This window comes from Thiothrix sp., assembly GCF_028714775.1.
Classification (GTDB): Bacteria; Pseudomonadota; Gammaproteobacteria; order Thiotrichales; family Thiotrichaceae; genus Thiothrix.
Genome location: NZ_JAQTLS010000034.1, coordinates 22,003 through 23,697 on the forward strand (window position 1 = coordinate 22,003; position 1,695 = coordinate 23,697).

The 1,695-nt window shown below is 51.6% G+C and carries 1 protein-coding gene and 1 pseudogene; both read right to left on the minus strand.

Features of this window, described 5'->3' with window-relative positions; translation table 11 throughout:
* Positions 1–251: 251 nt before the first annotated feature.
* The gene (locus PHE17_RS20150) at positions 252–545 is read right to left on the minus strand and encodes a hypothetical protein (RefSeq protein WP_301017719.1); all 294 of its coding nucleotides are present in this window, start codon (positions 543–545) and stop codon (positions 252–254) included.
* Positions 546–1,196: 651 nt separating this feature from the next.
* Positions 1,197–1,695: pseudogene (locus PHE17_RS20155) on the minus strand (hypothetical protein); the annotation flags it as partial.

Below are 1,695 nucleotides of genomic sequence, written 5' to 3' on the forward strand. Positions count from 1 at the left end.
TTCAGGGCAAAAATCAATCCGTCACAGATAGGCACATTTCAGGACGCTAACTGGCAGGCTTCCACCTGTGCCGCAAGCAGGGCATCAAGCAGGTCCTGTGCCTGTTGGTGGTGTTGCCGTAGCCGGGTGAAATCCCCAGTATCTGCCGCAATCTGGGCTTCCCTCACTTGGTCGGCAAGAATCTGTTCAAGCAGCAGGTATGATGCCCGGTGTACACTCCGGTTGTCCCTTTTGCGGGGAATCCCCCCATTTCATTGTCCTACCCCCTGCTTCCTTTTTTCGGCAACCTGTAACACTTTTTGTGTCTGCCTACCGATAATTTCTGGCAATGCCGCATAGAAACTGGCTTGCATCCTCAAAGTGGTTTCGAGGTCGCCAACTTGGGCGGCAGCTTGTGCCTTGCGCAAACAGTCCAATAGGATTTGTTCAAGGTGAGAATACAGCCCATCATTTGTTGGCGGTTGGCGGTTGGCGGTTGGCGGTTGGCGGTTGGCGGTTGGCGGTTGGCGGTTGGCGGTTGGCGGTTGGCGGTTGGCGGTTGGCATAATGTTATATTCTGTGGTGTTGTGTGGGCAAAAGTATAACATTGGGAAACCCCGTCATGGGGAAATACCCGTATAAATGGTCACTGGGGGGCTTTCCCCCTGTATACCGCAGGCAGTCGGTGGATAAGTGTAATGGCTTGCAATCATCGCGTTTTCCGGCTCACATTAGTTGCGAATGAAAACGGGATTCGGTTCACATTAACTGCAACTGAGCTTGCAATCAGGCTAACTTTACCCATTCCCCGAAATTGTAAAATCTGCCAAATTAGTGGGGAAACCGAGTCCCCTTTGAAGTTTACTTTATTTGCACCGCCATTCTGTTACGGCAGAATGTGGGTTAACGGGGTGTTTTGTACGTAGGGTTCAATTGGGACAGGGGCTGTAAGCCCTTGTCTGGTTTTGGTAGCCAACCAGACACATGCCGTAACCGTCTTGAAAGTGCTAAAATATGGATTCTACAATTTCGGGGAATGGACAAAGCTAGCCACAGACCGGATCAAGGAACTCAGGAACGAGCATTCGGCAGAAACCCGAAAGGGGCTAAATCCCGTGGGACTTTCACCCATCATAATCAGGCTTCAAACCTCTTAGTTCTAGTAGAAAGGGGGGGCATTAAGTTCCCCCTAACTTCTCGTAAAAGAGCCAGACTGATTATTTCACTGTCAGGGTAACGGCTTTGCTATTGTTGGCTGTGCTGCTGTCCCCGGTGTCGGATACTGCTTTGCCGTTCAGGGCAAGGCTGCCAGCTACAGTAGGGCGCAGGTAGATGTAACGGTTACGGGATACCCCTTTTGTCAAATTACCAAAACTGCACACTACTTGCCCAGTAGAAGGCACACATTCCGCAGCACCGGATACCCAAGTGGTGTTGGCAGGCATGGGCAATACAAACCGTGCATTTTTCGCCACGTCATTGCCATTGTTCTTCAATACAAAGTTGAACCCAGCGGCACTCCCTTTGGTAACACTGGTGGCAGTCGCTTTAAAGGTTGTCAGTGCCATGTCCGCGTTGCCCGTGGTCGGCGGGGCTGCATTGATGGTCAGGCTGAGGGCTTGGGTATCGGACACACCTTTGCTGTCCGTTACCTTGGCACTGAAATTGGATGTACTGGCAGTCGTCGGCGTACCACTGAGGACACCCGCAGTGCTA

What these genes read in the sequence shown, in the direction of transcription:
- PHE17_RS20150 (WP_301017719.1), bottom strand. Translation starts at nt 545, where the DNA reads ATGCCAACCGCCAACCGCCAACCGCCAACCGCCAACCGCCAACCGCCA.